The sequence below is a fragment of the Sorangium sp. So ce117 genome (assembly GCF_051524395.1).
GTDB classification, from domain to species: Bacteria; Myxococcota_A; Polyangia; order Polyangiales; family Polyangiaceae; genus Sorangium; species Sorangium cellulosum_B.
The window spans coordinates 2139494-2157825 of record NZ_CP150309.1; the positions used below are offsets into that span (position 1 = coordinate 2139494).

General features: G+C 70.8%; 9 protein-coding genes. 3 read left to right on the forward strand and 6 right to left on the reverse strand.

The window, feature by feature from the left end; genetic code table 11:
- The first annotated feature begins 17 nt into the window (after positions 1 to 17).
- A complete protein-coding gene (locus WMF46_RS08110) occupies positions 18 to 1028 on the forward strand; it encodes a rhamnogalacturonan acetylesterase (RefSeq protein WP_437985092.1) in 1011 nt (336 codons plus the stop codon).
- A gap of 190 nt (positions 1029 to 1218) precedes the next feature.
- Here WMF46_RS08110 and WMF46_RS08115 read toward each other — a convergent pair whose 3' ends face one another.
- The 5 genes from WMF46_RS08115 to WMF46_RS08135 form a co-directional block, all read right to left on the reverse strand.
- Positions 1219 to 3633 (reverse strand): cellulose binding domain-containing protein, encoded by a 2415-nt coding sequence (locus tag WMF46_RS08115; protein WP_437985093.1) that lies wholly within the window; start codon positions 3631 to 3633, stop codon positions 1219 to 1221.
- 554 nt (positions 3634 to 4187) lie between these two features.
- Positions 4188 to 4412 carry a DUF2188 domain-containing protein gene (locus tag WMF46_RS08120; protein WP_437985094.1) on the reverse strand — a complete coding sequence of 75 codons (225 nt, stop codon included), beginning with the start codon at positions 4410 to 4412 and terminating at the stop codon, positions 4188 to 4190.
- Positions 4413 to 4482: 70 nt separating this feature from the next.
- Positions 4483 to 5073: a GTP-binding protein gene (locus tag WMF46_RS08125; protein WP_437985095.1), complete on the reverse strand. Its 591-nt coding sequence runs from the start codon at positions 5071 to 5073 to the stop codon at positions 4483 to 4485.
- A gap of 350 nt (positions 5074 to 5423) precedes the next feature.
- A complete protein-coding gene (locus tag WMF46_RS08130; protein WP_437985096.1) occupies positions 5424 to 6671 on the reverse strand; it encodes a hypothetical protein in 1248 nt (415 codons plus the stop codon).
- 173 nt (positions 6672 to 6844) lie between these two features.
- On the reverse strand, positions 6845 to 12784 hold the full coding sequence (locus tag WMF46_RS08135; RefSeq protein ID WP_437985097.1) for an ATP-binding protein: 5940 nt from the start codon (positions 12782 to 12784) through the stop codon (positions 6845 to 6847).
- A 676-nt stretch (positions 12785 to 13460) separates the two neighbouring features.
- On the opposite strand from WMF46_RS08135, the gene WMF46_RS08140 reads away from it, so the two are divergent.
- Positions 13461 to 14738, forward strand: coding sequence for a serine hydrolase domain-containing protein (locus WMF46_RS08140; protein ID WP_437985098.1), 1278 nt, complete (start codon positions 13461 to 13463; stop codon positions 14736 to 14738).
- 68 nt (positions 14739 to 14806) lie between these two features.
- On the opposite strand, the gene WMF46_RS08145 is transcribed toward WMF46_RS08140, so the two are convergent.
- Positions 14807 to 16105: a cation:proton antiporter gene (locus tag WMF46_RS08145; protein ID WP_437985099.1), complete on the reverse strand. Its 1299-nt coding sequence runs from the start codon at positions 16103 to 16105 to the stop codon at positions 14807 to 14809.
- 606 nt (positions 16106 to 16711) lie between these two features.
- Here WMF46_RS08145 and WMF46_RS08150 point away from each other — a divergent pair.
- The gene (locus WMF46_RS08150) at positions 16712 to 18253 is read left to right on the forward strand and encodes an amidase (protein WP_437985100.1); all 1542 of its coding nucleotides are present in this window, start codon (positions 16712 to 16714) and stop codon (positions 18251 to 18253) included.
- Positions 18254 to 18332 lie beyond the last annotated feature (79 nt).

The window sequence follows — 18332 nt, forward strand, 5'->3', positions numbered from 1 at the left end:
TCCTGCAGGAGCTCGTCATGCGAATTCGGCCTATCTTCATGACCGTCGTGCTTCATTCTTTCGTCGCCGGCATCGGCTTCGCGTCGGGGGGGTGCAGCTCGGGAGACCCCGACGATCACCCCGCCACGCAGACCACAGGCGGCGGCGGTGGCGGCGGTAGCAGCACCAGTACCAGCACCAGCGCAAGCACGAGCGCCAGCAGCGGTGCGGGCGGTGCGAGCAGCGCTTCCGGCTCCAGCGCCACGGGTGTGGGCGGCGCGGGAGAGGGTGGCGGCGGCGGCGCGGCCGGAGGGACGACGAGCGCTTCAGGCGGCTCGGAAGGCGGCGGCGGGAGCGCCGAGCTGCCGGACGTCACGGTGTACATCGCCGGCGACTCGACCGTTCAGACCTACGTGAACAGCGCCCTTCACCAGGCGGGCTGGGGCCAGATGCTGGGGGAGTTCTTCGACGAGCGGGTGCGCGTCGACAACCGGGCCATCGGCGGCCGGACCGCGCGCCGGTACATCGACGAGGGCCGCCTCGACGACGTCCTCGAGGACATCCAGAGCGGAGACTACTTCCTCGTGCAGTTCGGCACGAACGACAGCAACAAGACAGCGACGTACGAGCACGACGGCAAGACCATTCCCTATTACCTGGACCCCGCGACGGACTTCAAATCGTACCTCGAGCAGTACATCACGGGCGCGCAGGCGCGCGCCGCGACGCCGGTGCTGGTCACCCCGCCCCCGCGGCGATCGTGCTCCGGGGACAGCCACGAATTCGGCAATGGCCTGAGCGCCCATTCGCAGGCGATGCGCGAGCTCGGAGACGAGCTGGACGTGGCCGTCATCGATCTCAACGCGAAGACGCTCGCCCACCTCAACTCGATCGGGTGCGTGGCGGCGGGCGAGGACTTCTTCCTCGTCCGGGCGGACAAATCGGTCGACGGCACCCATTTCAACGAGACCGGCGCCCGGGTCATGGCGGGCCTGGTGGCCGACGGCACCGAGGACGCCGGCCTGACGCTCGCGCAGTACCGGAAGTGACGGGACCGACGCGCCTGTCGAGCTCGCGGCATCGACCTGAAGCATCCTCTCCAATCTCGGAAAAATTCACAGAGAGGCGGGGAGACGGGGAGTAAAATCCCATGAACCTCCCCGTCTCCCCGCCTCCCTGTTCAATCTCTTCTTTTGATAAATTGCCAGCAGAACGAGGGAATCGGTCAGGGCATCGGCGTCACTTCACGTGGATGTCCGGCCTGGGGGGCGCCGCCATTCCGCCGCCGATGTGGAAGCTCGGGTGAGGCGGCTGGTTGTAGGCGGTCTGCTCCGAGCTGACCTGCATGCGGTACTGGGGGTCGTGCATCAGCGTGTAGAGCCGGCGCGTCGTCACGTTCGTCGTTGTGTACAGCCGCAGCGCCGAATTGTCGGACTCGCGCCACACGATCTCCTCCCGCCAGTCGCCGAGCAGGTCGGCCGTGAGCGCCGGCGTCGACTTCGTGCCGTTGTTCGAGGCGCACTGGCTGCAGCTGAGGAGCGAGCCGCCGCCGTACTTGGTGATCGACGTGTTGTTCTGCAGCTCGCGCAGCTCGTCCGCGTCCCACCAGATCAGGAAGTTGGCCGACGCGGGCTGGCTCCCGACGTTCGACCCGCTGGTCGCGGACAGGAGCCCTCCCGTGGAGTTGGTCCACATCTCCGCGCCGGCGTTGCTCGCGAGCACGTCGCCCGCCACGCCGCGCCCGGTGTCGGCCCCCGTGACGGGGCCCTGCTTGAGGATCGCGCAGGAGTTCGCGTCGTGGATGTCGTACGTCGGCTTGGTGCCGTCCTCGTGCGGCATGAACACCTCGAGCCCCGGGCGTGAGAGGACGAAGTCGCTGACGTGCAGCGCGTCGCCGTGCCCGAGCGCCGTCGAGCACTTCCGGGTGCCGTTGCTGTCGATCGTCGAGGCCCCGTAGATCACCTCCTGCGCCCCGTCGGCGTCGACGTCGGCCACGACCATGGAGTGGGCGCCCTGGCCCGTGTAGGCGGTGTTCGCGTTGCTGTCGGCCTTCCAGATCTGGGTGAGCTTGCCGCCGCGGAAGCTCCAGGCGGTCACGGTGGCTCGCGTGTAGTAGCCGCGGGCCATCAGGATCGCCGGCCTGCCGCTCGCGTCCTGGCCAGTCCCGAGATCGCTCACGAACGCCGCGCTCGCGAGGAACCGATCGACGCGGTTGCCGTACGAGTCCCCCCACGACGAGACCGTCCCGCGGGCCACGTCGAAGGCGACGGTCGCGAGCTCCGCGCCGCTCGCGCCGCTGAACACCGTCAGGTACTCGGGGCCGGTGAGCACGTAGCCCGCGGCGTTCCTGTAGTCCGCCGCGTCGTCGTCGGAGGCCGCGGGACCTCGGCTGAGGTAGGCGCCGGCGCCGTCGCGCGCGCCGGGAGCGGTCTTCACCGCGATCTCCGCGTTGCCGTCGCCGTCGAAGTCGTACACGACGAACTGGGTGTAGTGCGCGCCCGCCCGGATGTTCCTCCCGAGGTCGATGCGGAAGAGGCGCTTCCCGTCGAGCTTGTAGGCGTCGAGGTAAACAGGCCCCGTGCAGCCGGCCTGGGAGTTGTCCTTGGCGTTCGAGGGATCCCACTTGAGGATGATCTCGTACTGCCCGTCACCGTCCACGTCTCCGACGCTCGCGTCGTTCGCGGAGTACGAGTAGCTCTCGCCGGCGTTATCGCATTTCGATGGCGTCGTTCCGCCCGCGGGGGCCGTGAGGGGGATGCGGAGGTAGTTCTGGCCCCAGGTGGCGGCGGCGGGGGAGGCGGCTTGAGCGACGCCGCCGACGACTGCCCGGATCGCGTAGGTCGACGTGCTGGTGCCGGCGGTATCGAGGGTGTTGGTGCTGTTCGTGACGTTCGCGATGCGCGTGCCGTTGCGGTACACATCGTACGAGATCGCGCTCGGGTTGGCCGCGTCGTACTCGTAACCGAACATCCTCCATCCGATGTAGACGCCGTTCGAGACCTTGACGGCGACGACGCCGCGGTCGAGGTCCTCCATCTGGTAATGCCCTGTCGGGGCGGCGCCGCCGCTACCGCCGGAGCCGCCGCTGCCTCCGGAGCCGCCCGCGCCGCCGGAGCCGCCGGAGCCGCCGCTGCCGGTGCTGGCGCTGGTGCTGCTGGAACTGCTGCTGCTGCTGCTGCTGGCGCTGCTGCTGCTGGAGCTGCTGCTGCTGGCGCTGCCGGACCCGCCCGCCGTCACGCTGGCGAGCGCTGGGCGCTGCGCGGGACCGCTCGCGTTGGCGCAGAACCCGAAGCTCGTCGATGCGCCCGCCGCCAGGGTCGCGTTGTGGGCTGCTGGGGTGGCGACCAGCTGCGACCCGCTCACGCTCGTGGTGGCGCTCCACGCGTTTGTGGGCGTGGAGCCGTTCAGGTTCGTGGTGATCCGCCAGCTCGTTGTCGTCGTGGTTCCCGTGTTCCGGATGGCGACGTCGGCGCAGTACCCGGTCCCCCAGTCCGACGCGACAGTCAGCGTGGCGGTCAGCCCGTCGCCCGTCAGCGGTTGATCCCAGGCTTCCTGTTGCTCGAGCCCCTCTTCCGGCCCGTAGGCTTCCTCCACGACGCACGCTCCGAGGAGCACGAGGGCGGCGGCGGTCGCCGCCGACAAGCAAGTTCGCATGGAAAGTTCCTTTCAGAGCACGCGGAGCGCGAGGCGATCCGCGAAAGGTCCTCGGCCTCCGTCGCCGGCGGCCCTGCGGCCGGTGACGCTCGAAGACCGAGGATCAATGAATGACTTCCATGGTTGCTCGAGCCGCTCGGACCCAATCACCAAAGCAGCGCACCCCCGCGTTTTTCGGCAGATGGGAGTTTTTGCGGCATACGAGAATGCGTGATCGTCCCGCCGAAGCCTGACGATGGCGGGTACCCACCGGGGTTACCTTGCCGGCGATCTCTCGACATCCTTTGACATCCTTCGCAGGTCTCGTGCAGACGAGTGACCGTGCTCGTCCACGACGAGCGCTGTCGCCACCGACGCAACGCCGGAGCCGCCGATTGTCCTCGAACACCGGGAAAGGGCGGCGTATGAGCCCGCAGCAGCGAGCCAGCTCGATCACTATCCACAGATAATCCACACGATGTGGACAAACGTTCAGCTGTCTGCGAAGCCCCGCGGCGGCGAGCAGCTCGACGGCCCGGCGCATCGCCTCGATGAGGCGACCCATCTGGCCGCGGTCACGCCGCGAGCCGGTGCTCTATCTCGATCGGCGTGAGCTGCGGCGGCTGCTCGTCGACGACGAGCGTGCTCCCCGGGTGCCGGCGGACGAGGTCCTCCGTGGACTCGATCGCTTCCTGCACCGTGCCGTACGGGAGCGAGCGGGTGACGTATCCCTCGGCCGCGACCACCCAGCCCCAGCCGTCGGGGTCCGGCATGACGTGGTAGGCGAGTCTCTGTGTCATGGCGTGTCCTCCCTCCGGGAGGGTGAGCCCGACGCGCGCGAGCCGCAACCGATCGGCGCCCGCGGAGGCCCTACCGCTGGCGGCGCTGCACCTCCTTGAGCGCGAGCTTCGAGATCGCCCTCAGGGTATCGAACACGCCGCGCCCGCTCGCCGCGGCGGCCTCGAACTCGGGCGCTCCGTCCGGGTTGAGGAGCTCCCGGAGCTCCTCGATGTCGGCGATCCCCTCGAGATCCCGCTTGTTGTACTGGACGACGAACGGCAGCCGCCCGGGCGAGCGGCCCTCCTCGGCGAGGTTGTCCCAGAGATCGGCCATCGACTCGACGTTCGCGTCGACCCGGGCGCGCTGAGAGTCCGCCACGAACACGACGCCATCCAGCCCCTTCAGGATGAGCTTCCGGCTCGCCCTGTAGAAGATCTGGCCCGGCACCGTGTAGAGCTGAAGGCGCGTCCGGAAGCCCGACAGGCCCCCGAGGTCGAGCGGAAGGAAGTCGAAGAACAGCGTGCGATCGCTCTCGGTCTTGAGCGAGATGAGCCGCCCCTTGGCGGCCGGCACCGTCCGGTCGTACACGTATTGAAGGTTCGTCGTCTTGCCGCAGAGGCCTGGTCCGTAATAGACGATCTTGCAGTAGATCTCCCGGCTCGCATAGTTGATGAACGCCATCGGCGTGCTCCTCCAGAGTCGACGTTCGAGGGGGAGGCAAGGCCGGTCCCCGCATTGAAATTGAAATCGGCCGGAGGCCATCGCATTGGAAGCGATGGCTGCGGTCGTCCAGCGCAATGGAAACGAAGGCGGCCACCGGCGCCCGCGCTGGAAGCGGCGTCCGTGGTCGATCCCGCGATGGGAGGCGAGGCGCTGGCCGCTCCCCCCACGCGTCCCGGCGTCCTGCGCCGCGCGCCCAGCACGTCGCGCGGCGCGCCGCGCTGCTTGCTCCCCGGCGCTACGTCACGCGCGGCCGGCGGCGAGCGGACGCGCCGCCGCTGCCGCCGCGCGCGGCGCCGCGCCGGCGGCGATCACGAAGACGCGTCGGCGATCGCGTGGAGGGCCGCCACGAAGCCCTCCAGGGAGGCGTCGCGCGCGTCGCTGTGCTTCACCAGCCGCTCGTTCACGGCGATGAGCTCCACCACGTCCGGGCTCGCGCCCGGGACCCGCCGGAGCTCGTGCACAGCGCGGCTCACCCGCGACGGCGGGTCGAGGCACGCCAGCGCCGACAGCGCCGCCGTCGCGCCCGCCTCGCGGCCCGCCGCGAGCGCCTCCCGCGCCATCCCGAGCAGCACCAGCGCGAAGGCGACCTGGATCGCCTCCAGGAAGCCGCGGGAGATCTCCTTGCCGCCCTGGCTGGCCTCGCTCCACGCGAGCGTCACGAGCTCGCCTATCTCCGAGAAGGCGCGCGCCGACATCAGCGTGGAGAGCGTCTCCAGGCCGTGTCTGTCCCACGCCGCCCGCGTCGTCAGCTGGCGCGCGAGCCAGGAGAGCACGGCATACGCGTCGTCCCCCGCCCGGATCGCGCCGAGCGCGATGTCCATCAGCGCGGCCCGCGAAACGCCGTGCGCCTCGAGCCAGCCGAGCAGGTTCGCCCGCTCCGCGCCCCGCGGCGTCCGGCGCGCCTTCTCGAGGATCGCGTCCCGGAGCGCCGGGGGAAAATGGAGGATATCGACGCTCCAGTCTTCGTCCGAGCCGCGCGCGCGCTCCATCGCCAGCGCGGCCAGCGCGTCGTCGTCGAGCGAGAGCGCCCCGGCCCGCCTCGCCGCGAGGATCTTCGGGACCGGCAGATCGCGCAGCGCGGGGCGCTCCCCGTTCAGGCCGTCGAGCTCGTCCCCGTCGAGCAGCGGCGGCAGCCCCTTGTGGACCTTGGGCGCGAGGATGTACTCCGAGGGCCACTGGACAGGCTCGCGCCGGCAACGCTCGAGCACGCGCTCGTAGATCCCCGCCGGGACCTTGCCGCGCACGAGATCCGACAGCTCGATCCACTCCTCCTCGTCGAGCACGAGGCGCGGCACGCCCAGCACCTCGTGCTGGAAGTGCGCGGGATCCTGGATCGCGAGCCGCGCGAGCTGCCGGATCACCGGCCCGCTGAAGCCGCTCTCGCAGCGCGCCCTCCAGCGCAGGAGATCGGATGTCCCGAGCTCGTCGATGTGCTCGGACAGGAAGGCATGATCGTCTGGCTCCAGCGACGGCTGACGGAGCACATGAAAGAACGCGACGGGACGGGCACGGCCCCGGTGCGCGCGCACCAGGGCCTCAATCTCCGCCTTTCGCATGGCGCGACCTCATCACCCGAGACCCCATGTGGGATCAGGGACTCTCTCAGGTCCATCGTCGCCAGGCGCGAGCGCGGCCCGTCATGACTCGTCGGTCGGTGGAATGACGGATCCTGTTCCTGACCGGTGTGCCCAGGGTAGCGCCGGCGCGCTCGCTGTCAACGCGCTCGTCGCTACTCGATCCGCTGCCGCCGCTGCCGCCGCCGCCGCGGCTCCCGGGCGCTCGCGAGCGGCTTGACGTCGCGCGAGAGCGGCAGCTCGACGGAGAAGGTTGAGCCCTCGCCGATCTCGCTCGCGACGCTCACCCGCCCTCCGTGCGCCTCGACGATGGTGCGCGTGATGTAGAGGCCCAGCCCGAGCCCGCCGTAATGGCGCGACGAGACGCCCCGGCGATACCGCTCGAAGACCTGCTCTCGCACGTCGGCGGGGATGCCAATGCCATGATCGGTGACCGAGAGCCGGGCGGTCTCTCCGTCGGACGCGATGGTGAGCTCGAGCGGCTTGCCCCCGCCGAACTTGATCGCGTTGCTCAGCAGGTTGGTCACGACCTGCTCGATGCGCTGCGCGTCCCAGCGGCCGACGACCGGCCCGGCGGCGCGCACGTCGAGCGCGCAGCCCGCCCGCGCGAGCTGGTCGTCCAGGTACGTCGTGACCTCTCCCACGATCGCGCGGAGATCGATCTCGATCGGGTCGAGCTCCAGGCGCCCCGCGTGGATGCGGGAGACGTCGAGGAGCATGTCGACGAGGGCGACGAGGCGCTTGATCTGCCGCAGCGAGAGATCGACCGACGCGCGCGCCCGCTCGATGCCCTCCGCGCCGCGCGAGAGCTTCTTCTCCATCGAGTGGACGGCGAGCTGCAGGCTGGTCAGCGGCGTCCGGAGCTCGTGCGACGCGACGGAGAGGAACTCGTCCCGCGCGCGGACGGCCTCCTCCGCGCGGGCGCGCGCCCGCTGCTCGTCCGCGAGCAGGCGGTCCCGCTGCTGCTCGGCCTGCACGCGCGTGGTCACGTCGCGGAAGCTCCAGACCCGCCCGACGATGCGCCCGCTCACGCGCTGAGGCTGGGAGTAGCGCTCGAAGACCCTGCCGTCGTCGAACATCAGGGTGTCGATGCCGCTCGCCTCGCGGGGGTCGTCGACGCTCCTCGTCCTCCTCGCTTGCTGGAGGAGCTGCTCGGAGTCCGCGAGCTGATCGAGGCAGAGCGCCAGGCGGTCGTCCTGCGAGAGGAGCACCTGCTCGGGGATCCCCCACATCTCCCTGAACCTGCGGTTGTGCCGCACGGGGCGGCCCGCGTCGTCGACGACCAGGATGCCGTCCGCCGTCGAGTCGAGCGTGGCCTCGAGCAGCGCGTGCGAGTGGCGCAGCATCTCCTCGGCGCGCTTGCGCTCGGTGACGTCCGTCGCGATCCCGCACACCGCATACGACGTCCCGTCCGGATGGCGCAGCGGGAACTTGAGGGAGAGGAACGTGTGAATGCCGTCGGGGGCCGCGACGTACTCGTCCCTCTCGATGGGGTGGTCCTCCCGCAGCGCGGCGAGATCGTTGGCGCGCACCGCGTCGGCGATCTCGGTCGGGAACAGCTCGTGGTCGGTCTTGCCGAGGATGTCCTCGCGGGTCACGTGCACGACGTCCTCGTAACGGCGGTTGATGAGCAGGTATCGCCCGTCCGGGGCCTTGACGAACACGACGGCGGGCGTGTTGTCGAGGATGCCCTGCAGGAGCGAGCTGCTGTCGTGCAGGGACGCCTCCGCGCGCCGGCGCTGCGCGTTCTCCTGCTGGAGCTCGCCGTAGAGGCGCGCGTTCTCGAGCGAGATGGCCGCCTGCGACGCGAGGACATCGAGGACGCCCAGCTCCGCCGTGGAGAAGGCGCCCGGGACCAGGTTGTTCTCCAGATAGAGCAGGCCCACCGCCTCGTCCTGGCGCACGATGGGCACGCCGAGGGCCGAACGCCGGCGGCACGACGCCTCGCCGAAATAGGGATCCAAGGCGAACCGGTGGGGCGCGGCCGCGTCGGCGATCGCGATGGGCTTGCGGCTGCGGACGACGGCTGTGCAGAGCGACAGGGGCACCTGCGACGGCGCCGCGAGCTGGCCGGTGGGGCCGAAGGCCCGCTCGCCGTCGCCGCTCGCCTCCGCCAGGACGAGGCCCTCCGGCGACGAGAGGAGCAGGCAGCCGCGCTGCGCGCCCACGTGCTCCATGGCCACGAGCAGGAGCCGGGCGTGCAGCTGGGGCAGGACCAGCGCGCTCGAGATCTCCTGCGAGGCCTTCAGAATACCGAGCATATCCAGGTATTTGACGTCGCCACCCCCGGACGCGGGCCGCCGCGCGAGCTCGGGATGCTGCTGGAGCAGGGCGCAGACCTTCGCCCGCGCGCCCCAGGCCTCGTAGCTGTCGCGGGCGCGCGCGAGGTAGGCGCTCGCCGCCGTGTCGAGCCCGCGCTGCTCGTAGAAGCGCGCGCAGAGCTCGCTGGCGAGCGCCTCGACCTCGACGAACCCGCCCGCGCGGGCGCCCTTGAGGGCCTGCTCGTACGCGCGCTCCGCGGCGAGCTCATCACCCGAGAGGCGCGCGAGCTCGGCCGAGACCAGGGCCACCTGGTGTGCGAAGTTCTCCGGGGACGCGTCCGCCAGCGCCGCCAGGTGGGCGAGGTGCGCGCGCACGGCCTCGAGGCAGCCCGGCGGGGGCGCGCGAGCGTGGCCGGCGGAGCGCGCGAGCGCCGCGTAGAAGTGATGCTGGGCGGCCCCGAGGAAGCGGCGCGCGGCGTGCAGCAAGGCGCCAGCGCGCTCCGCCGCTCCGGCGGCCTCGCCCAGATCGCCGAGGAGCACGCGCGCCTGCAGGTCGAGGAGATGGCCATAGAAGGCCCTGATCGGCGCCCTCCGCGCGAGCTCCTCCGCGGAGCGCTCCGGAGGGCGGCCGGGCGCGGATGGGTCGCGCAGCCGCGCGAGCAGCCGCAGCTGATCGCGGAAGATGTCCTGATCCACCGGGCCGCAGGTGCGCTCGGCGAGCGCGAGGCGCCGCGAAGCCTCATCGGCGACGTCGTCGAGGGAGTCGCCGACGAACAGCTGAAACGCGATGAGCTGGTGGCCGAAGTAGCACGAGAAGGGGTAGTTGCCGGCGGAGAGCGCCGCGTCCAGCTCGCGCCGCGCGAGCTCCAGACAGCGTCGGACAGGCATCTTCAGGTACCCGAGCAAGACGATGAACGTGAAGCTCGCCCTGGGCCTGTAGGGCGAGTGCTCCTCGCGCTGGGCGAGCCGATAGCCCGCCTCGCCGAAGGCGAACGCGTCCGCGGGGCGCCCGCGCCGCTCGGCAAGGACGAGCCCGAAGGTCGCGTAGGCGGCCGCCGAACTGCTCGTGTTCCCGTGCGTCAGCGAGAGCTCCACCGCGGCGCTGGCGGCGGCCGCCATGACGTCCCAGCTCGCGTGGTAAGCGGGCTGGTACAGCGTGGCGGCGAGATCGCAGACGGCCCGGGCGCGCGGGTCGGTCATGGGCGGCAGGTCCGCGAGGGCGGCGATGGCGAGGGCGCCGCCCTCGAGGCGACCCAGGACCGCCGCGACGGCGGCGTCCACCGCGGCGGCCTCCGGGTGGCGCGGCAGGGGGAGCCCGCAGTTGCCGAAGCCCGCGACGCAGCTCTCGACGGCGGCGTCCATCGCGCCTTGCGCGACCTGGATCTCGGCGAGCAAGGCGTACACGGTCGCGGCCACGCACCGCCCGGAGGCGCGCTCGCACAGCGACGCGCAGATGCGCTCCGCGGCCGCGAGCTCGCCGGTCGCGAACCGGCACTGGGCCAGCGCGAAGTCGAGCTCGAACGCGAGCCCGGCGCGCGCGGGGAGGCGGCGCGCGCCCGCGAGCAGCTCGGCGCCCAGCAGGAAGAAGCCGATGGCCGCGGCGTGGTGGGTCGCGGCCTGGGCCTTCCGGCCCGCGCGCAGGTTGAGCTCGGCGGCCCGCGTCCGCTCCTCCGGGGACGTGATCCGCGGCGCGGCGCGGGTGATCTGGCGCACGATCTCGAAGAGCTGGGCCTCGATGCGCTCGGGCGGGAGGCCGTCGAGCAGGGCGCGCGCGGCGGCGAGGTGCGCCTCGGGCCGCTGCTCGGCGGGGGTGAGCTCGTACGCGACCTGATGGATGCGGTCGTGCAGGAAGCGGATCTCGCGGTCGATCCGGACGATGAGCCGCAGCGCGAAGGCCGCCTGCAGGCGCTCGATGACGGCGTCTTCCGGGCAGCCGAGGAGGAGCGCCAGGGTCGTCAGATCCGCGGCGTCGCCGAACACGGCGAACCGCCGCAAAGCGTCCTGCGTGCCCGCGTCGAGGCTGCGGAGGTTCGCGGCGATGATCTCGGCGACGTCGTCCGAGCACCTCTTGGCCCGGATCTTCTCGAGATCCCACCGGAACGCCCGGGCGGTGGTCGAGAAGCGGATCAGCCCTTCCTGGTGGAGCGTGCCCGCGAGCTGCGCGATGAACAGCGGATTTCCCCCTGTCTTCTCGTGGAGGCTCACCGCGAGCGGGGCGACCTCCTCCCGGGGGGCGCGCAGCGAGTCGGCCACCCACGAGGTCACGGCGTCGGCGGACAGCGGGGCGATCGCGATCTCGGTCACGGCGACGTCCTGCTCGCGGAGCCGGCGGATCATCCGGCGCACCGCGTGGGAATCGGGGACCTCGTTGCTCCGGTACGCGCCGAGGATCAGCGTGTCGCGGACGCCGGGGTCGGTCGCCCAGCGCTCGACGACCTTCAGCGTCTCGGCGTCTGTCCACTGGAGGTCGTCGAGGAAGACGATGAGCGGCTTCCCCGGCCGCGCGAGCGCGCCGAGGAGCTGGCTGAGCGCCAGCTGGAACCGCGCCTCGGCCTCGGGGGGCGGGATCTCGGGCGGCGGGCTCCGCTGGCCGAGGATCCGGGCGAGCGCCGGGAGCATGCCGGCCAGCAGCGGCGCGTTCGCGCCCAGCGTCCCCGCGAGGCCGCGCTGCAGCTCCGCGTGCGACGCCTCGCCCTCTTCGAGCGCCTGGACGAGTGCGCGGTCCAGCGCCGCGAGGAGCGCCTCGCACGGGGCATGGCGCGGGGCCGCCTCGCACCTGCTGCCGGTGAAGCGCGCCGCGGGCGCGCGGACGGACTCGCCCAGGTGATGGACCAGGCGCGTCTTGCCCACGCCCGGCGGGCCCGAGATCAGGACGAGCTCCGTCCGGCCATCGCGCCCGACGTGCGCCGCCGCGCTCTCCAGCCGCGCGACCTCGCCGGCGCGGCCGTAGAGCCCGGGGGCCAGCCGCAGAGGCGGCGGCACGTCGGCGAGGCCCGGCTGGAACGGCGCGATCCGCCCCTCTGTCCGGAGCGCCTCCCGGCACCGGACGAGATCGTGCTGGAGGCCGGCGGCGCTCTGGTACCTGTCCTCGGGGAGCTTCGCGAGCAGCTTCAGGACGAGCTCGCCGACGGTCGAGGGTAGCCCGGGCACGGACACGAGCGGCGACGGGGGGACGACCGCGGCGTGGCAGTAGAGCCATCCCAGCAGATCGTTCGCGGAGAACGGCAGCCGTCCGGTGAGGAGCTCGAACAGGATCACCCCGAGGGAATAGAGGTCCGACCGGTGATCGATCGCGACGCCGAGGCGCCCGCCCTGCTCGAGCGACAGGTACGGCCAGGTGCAGGGGGACGGACGGGCCGATCGGGGGCTACACCGGCCCGGCGAGAGCGACCAGGGGCTGAACCCGGTCAGCTTGATGGCGTCGCCGGGCAGGAGCATCACGCGGTGCGGGGTGAGGCCGAGGTGGACGATCTGCCGCCCGTGGATCGTCGCCAGCGCCCCGGCGATGCCGATGGAGAGCCTCAAGAACCGGCCGAGATCCATGGGGGTGCCCATGAGGCGGGCGAGCGGCGTCGCTCCGTCGTCGTGGAGCACGAGCGCGGGCTGGCCATGGAACGTGCAGATCCGCGCCGCCTCCATGGCCACGTCGCAGCCGACCAGCCGGGTCGCCTCCAGCTCGCGCCGCAGCGCCTCGTACTCGGCCGTCGAGGGGTGAGCGACCTTCAGGGCCTTGACGAGGACGCTCCGCCCCGCCGGCTCGCGTGCCCGGTAGAGCGCGAAATCTGGTCCTTCGTCCAGCACGGCCTCCGCGAGGTATTCGGTCGCTGTCTGCATGGCTCTGGCGTGCTGGGCGTTACACACCTCTCCAGGGCGCGGCTGCGCTCGAAGGCGCCTGCGCTGCGCTGCCGATCGACAGGCAGGATCGGTACCAGCGGTGAGCGGCCTTCGCCGCGGCGGTCCAGGCGTCCGATGATCGACTCGACGTGCCGGCTGCAGCGTGACGGCCGATCAGGGCGAGCCGCGTCGATCGCAGCGCCGTCGGACGCTGTCTGCCGAGCTCGGCCTTGAGCGGAACCCTCACGGTATCGTCCGCTGGCGCGCGAGAGCGCGAGTGATGGGGGGAGAGACGACCGGAGAGGCAGCGGGGGAGACGTGAGGCCACGAGGGCCCGTGGCCCCTCGGGAACTCGGGAACAGCGCGTTCATTCGTCCGCGGTCGTCCGCGGTCGTCCAGGATGTCATCTGCTTGCGTCATCCCGCAATCGATTGCGCTTCCATTCCAGTCGTGCCAACTCCATTGAAGGGGACGCGCCGGACCTCTCGGCTGAAACCAGCGGCCAGGTAGCAGCTCTTTTTGGCGGTGCAGCTCGAAGGGGAGACGGCAGGTCACGCTGGCGTACATATTGCGAGCCTTCACGCCAGACGCCCACGCTGAATGCGCCTCCGGCCCTCCGGTGGGGCAAACGCCGTGGAAGGATTCGTTCTTGATGAAAGCAAGGTTGGGAAGAGCCATGATCGATCAACGACGAGCGGTCAACCGCAGGATGTTCTTGCAAGGGATGACCCAGATCGCCTCGGTGGCCGCCGCGGCGCCTGCGCTCGGTTCGGACCCATGGAGAGGCGCCTGCTCGACGACGCTCACGACGGGGCGGCCCGAGGACGTGAGCATGAGCTCGGAGCGGCTGGAGGACGTCTTCGCGCGGATCCAGCGCCGCGTGAACGACGCCCTGTTTCCCGGCGCCACGGCGCTGGTCGCGCGGCGCGGGGTCATCGTGGGTCACCGGGCCTTCGGCAGCAAGGTCGCCGGCGCCGACGAGCCGGTGACGCTCGACACGATCTTCGACGTCCAGTCGATGAGCAAGGTGCTCTCGACGGCGGCGGCGGCCCTCGCGCTCGTGCAGGAGCGCGTGATTCGGCTGGACGCGCCGGTCGCCAGGTACCTGCCGGACTTCGCCGCCAACGGAAAGGCGGCCGTCACCGTCTACGACATGCTCCGTTATTCGTCCGGTCTGCCGCTGGACAACCAGTGTTTGGATGAGGACGTCGAGACGGCCTGGTGCATCATGGCCGAGACGCCGCTCGAATACGCGACGGGCAGATCGGCGCTGTACAGCGATCTCACCTACCGCCTCCTCGGCCGCATGATGGAGGCCGCCGCGGGGGAAGACCTCGACGCCATCGCGAGAGAGTGCGTCTGGCGTCCTCTCGGCATGCGCGACACGATGTACAACCCGCCCCCGGAGCTCGTCGAGCGCGTCGCGGCCACGGGGTACTCCGCCCGCCGGGGCTGCCTAGTGCGGGGGCAGGTGCAGGACGAGCAGGACTTCGCGCTGGGCGGCGTCGCCGGCTGTGACGGCGTGTTCACCACGGCGCTCGATGTCGCCGTCTTCTGCCAGATGATCTTGAACGGCGGCGCCTATGGCGGCGCCGAGGTCCTGCGGCCCGATCTGGTCCGGCAGATGAAGAAGAACAACACGCCTTACGTGATGGAGGCGGAGACCGACACATCGCCCATCAACAACCTGCTCCTCGCCCCGAAGGGCCTCGGGTGGGAGATGCGGACGCGGCGCTTCTCGAGCGGCGGCATGCGCCTGTCGCCGCGCGCCTTCGGCAAGGCGGGCGGCGCCGGCACGTTCATGTGGGTCGATCCGGATCTCGAGATCATCGGCGTCCTCCTGACCAACCACGGGCTGCCGCAGCCCTTCGACGAGCTCGGCTGGAACCGCATGCTCGACAACGTCGGTTGCGCCGAGTTCTTCGACGGCATCATCAACGCCGTGCACCGCTGAGCGCCGTCGCGGGCGAGCGGCGCCGCGACAGGCGATGATCTCGGGAGAACGCCGCTTCTCCAGGTCGTTCAGGCGGCTTCCACGGGGAGCGGCTCCTCCGGCTCGACGGCGGCGGCGGCGAGCGTCCGGCGCAGCAATGGGCCGATGGTCAGGCCCTGCACCACGATGGAGACGACCACCACGACATAGGTGATGGTCAGCACCATCTCGCGCTCCGGAACGAGCGTGCCGTCCGCGAGCTTTCCGGGGATGGAGAGCGCGAGGGCCACCGAGACGCCGCCGCGCAGGCCGCCCCAGGTGAGGATGCGGATCGCCCCCGGGGTGAAGACCCTGCGCCTCTTCATGAGGCTCACCGGCAGCGCGACCGCGATGAACCGCGCGAGCAGCACGACCGGAAACGCGAGGAGCCCTGCGAGCAGCGACTGGGCGTCGAAGGCGACGATCAGGAGCTCGAGGCCGATCAAGACGAACAGCACAGCGTTCAGGATCTCGTCCATCAGCTCCCAGAAGTCGTCCAGGTGCTCGCGGGTCTTCTCGCTCATGGCGCCGGCGCGCGCCTCGTTCCCGATGAAGAGCCCGGCCACCACCATGGCGATGGGGCCGGAGACGTGGAGCGCGTACGCAAGGGCATAGCCGCCCGCCGCGGTCGCCAGCGAGAGCAAGACCTCTACCTTGTAGTCGTCGACCTGCCGGAGCATGGCGAGCGTCACGAAGCCGAGCGCGAGGCCGTACAGCACGCCGCCGATCGCCTCCTGGACGAACAGCAGCGAGAGCCGCTGCAGATCGAGGCCCGACGTCCCCGACGCGATCTCCAGGAGCCCGATGAACGCCACAACCGCCACGCCGTCGTTGAAGAGCGACTCTCCGGCTATCTTCATCTCGAGCTCCTTGGGCGCCCCCACGTGCTTGAGGACCCCGAGCACCGCGATGGGATCGGTGGGGGAGATGAGCGCGCCGAAGAGCAAGCAGTAGACAGGCCGGATGTGCACGCCCATCAGCGTCATCAGGGCGTAGGTCATGCCGCCCACCAGCACGGTGGACATGAGCACACCCCCGGTGGCCAGGACGCCGATGACGACCCGCTGCTTCTTCAGATCCGCCAGGTTGACGTGCAACGCGGCGGCAAATAGCAGAAAGCCGAGCATCCCCTGCATCAACGTCTTGTTGAAGTCGATGCCATGGAGATGCTCCTTCGCCTCGGCCTCCACCGCCGGAAACAGCTCTCCGATGGCCACCATGACGAGGGACGTCGTCATCGCGATCAGCATCAACCCGATCGTGGTCGGCAGCCTGAGGAACCGATGGTTGAAGAAGCTGAAGATCGCAGCGAGCGAGAGCAGCGCTGCCGAGACTTGGAATAGATCCATGCTCCCAGGCTTACAGGCGGACGCGCGCCGGCGCGCGCGAGGCGCGGCGACGTCCGGATAAAAAGTTGCACGTCAAAGTTTCCACGAGGGAAGGAAATCCAAGCCGACTCAGGATGTCAAGCCTCGACTGCGGGGCCTGCGCCGTGCTGCTCCTTCGCGCGGCGATCCGGCTTGGTTTACCGACGCGCAGGGCGCTCACCACGTGTTCGTCCGTCGGTGAGCGCGCCTCGTCCTTCCCGGACGTCTGACGACGTGTGTGGACCTCCCGTGGACGCTGTACACCGTCCTACCGAGCGGCGAGATGTGCGTGTGTCTGCGGCAGCTTCGCCTCCAGCCCGGTGATGCGACGTGCGCCTCGTCGGCGCCTGCGGCGCCCTTCGCGCTTCCGGTCGAATCTGTGGTCGGCGCCGCAACCGCGCGCGGTGAGCGCCGTAGATGGGGATGGGCCGTGGGCCGCGGGGCGACGGCGGCCCCTTCGCTATTGCCGGTATCCTGCTGCGCGATAGCTCGTTTCCTGTAAAGGAATCATCTGGACCTGAAGAATCGCGGTGTGCGTCTCGCGAGCAGTACGACACTGGCTCACGACGCTCCCGTGGGGAGGAGAGCATGAGCGAATCAGCAAACGTCAATGACCCGGGCGCTGCCGCGCAACCAGGGGAGATCTCGCGCCGCTTCTTCTTGCGGGCGTTCGCCGGGGGGGTGGCGGCCCTGTCGGGCGCATGCGATGGGATGACGCCGGTCGATGCGCCTACAGCGGAGGCGCGGTCGGAGCTCACACGGGCGACGGGGGGGCAGCTCGCGGATCTCATCCGCCGGAAGCGGGTGTCGTCGCTCGAGGTCGTGGAGGCGCACCTGGCGCGCATCGCGAGGATCAATCCGCGGCTGAACGCCGTCGTGAAGCTCCGCGCCGACGAGGCGAGAGCCGAGGCGCGGGCGGCGGACAAGGCCCTGGCGAGAGGCAAGCCGCTCGGCCCGCTGCACGGCGTGCCGATGACGATCAAGGATTCGATCGACACCGCGGGCGTCGTGACGACCGGCGGGACGAGCGGGCGAACCCATTTCGTTCCGGTGGAGGACGCCACCGTGGTCCGGCGCCTCAAGGAAGCGGGGGCGATCCTGCTGGGCAAGAGCAATACGCCCGAGATGACGTGGTCTTACGAGACGAACAACGCAGTTTATGGGCGCACCAGCAATCCGTATGGCCTCGACCTGTCACCGGGCGGCTCCAGCGGGGGGGCGGGCGCCATCGTGGCCGCGGGCGGCTCGCCGTTCGACGTCGGGAGCGACACCGGCGGGAGCATCCGCGTGCCGTCGCATTTTTGCGGGATCGCCGGGCTCAAGCCGACCTCCGGCCGCATCTCGCGGACGGGCCATATCGTCCCGGCGGAGGGGCTGCTCCAATCGTTCACCGTGCTCGGGCCGATGGCCCGCTCGGTCGACGATCTCTGGCTGCTCTTCAGCGTCCTGGCGGGGCCCGACTGGCGCGACGCGGCGCTGATCCCGGCGCCGCTCGGCGACCCGAAGCACGTGCAGCTCAGGGAGCTGCGGATCGCGATGCACACGGACAACGGGATCGCGGCGCCGGACGCGGCGGTGCGCCAGGCGGTGGTGGACGCGGCGGCGGCGCTGGAGGCGGGCGGCGCGCGGGTGGAGTCGAAGAAGCCCGACGCGCTGAGCGACGTGCTCACGATCGACGCGGATATCTTCCGGGCGGACGGCGGCGCCTGGTTAAGGCGGCTCCTGGATCTGGCCGGGACCACGGACCCCGGCGCCGAGGTGGACGCCACGCTCGCGAGCGAGCCGCTGTCGAGCGGTGAGCTGACAGCGGCGGTCGAGCGCCTGGACGCGTGGCGGGGGCGGATGCTCGGCTTCATGAAGGATGTCGACGCCATCGTCTGCCCGCCGTGTGTCCTCGAGGCGCTGCCCCACGATGCGTGGGTCGAGCACGGGGTGTACGCAGGGTTCAGCTACTCGTTCGCTTACAACATGACAGGGTGGCCGGCGGTCGTCGTGCGCGCGGGCACCTCGTCGCGAGGGACGCCGGTCGGCGTCCAGATCATCGGCCGCCCCTTCCGCGAGGATGTCGTCCTCGCCCTGGCCGCTCACATCGAGCGGGAGCTCGGCGGCTACAGAGCGCCGGCGATCTGACGGGAGCGCGGTCCACGCTGCCGTGGCGGGCCGGGGTGGCCTTCGCGGGCTCTAGCCCAACCGTGTCGGGCTTCCGCAG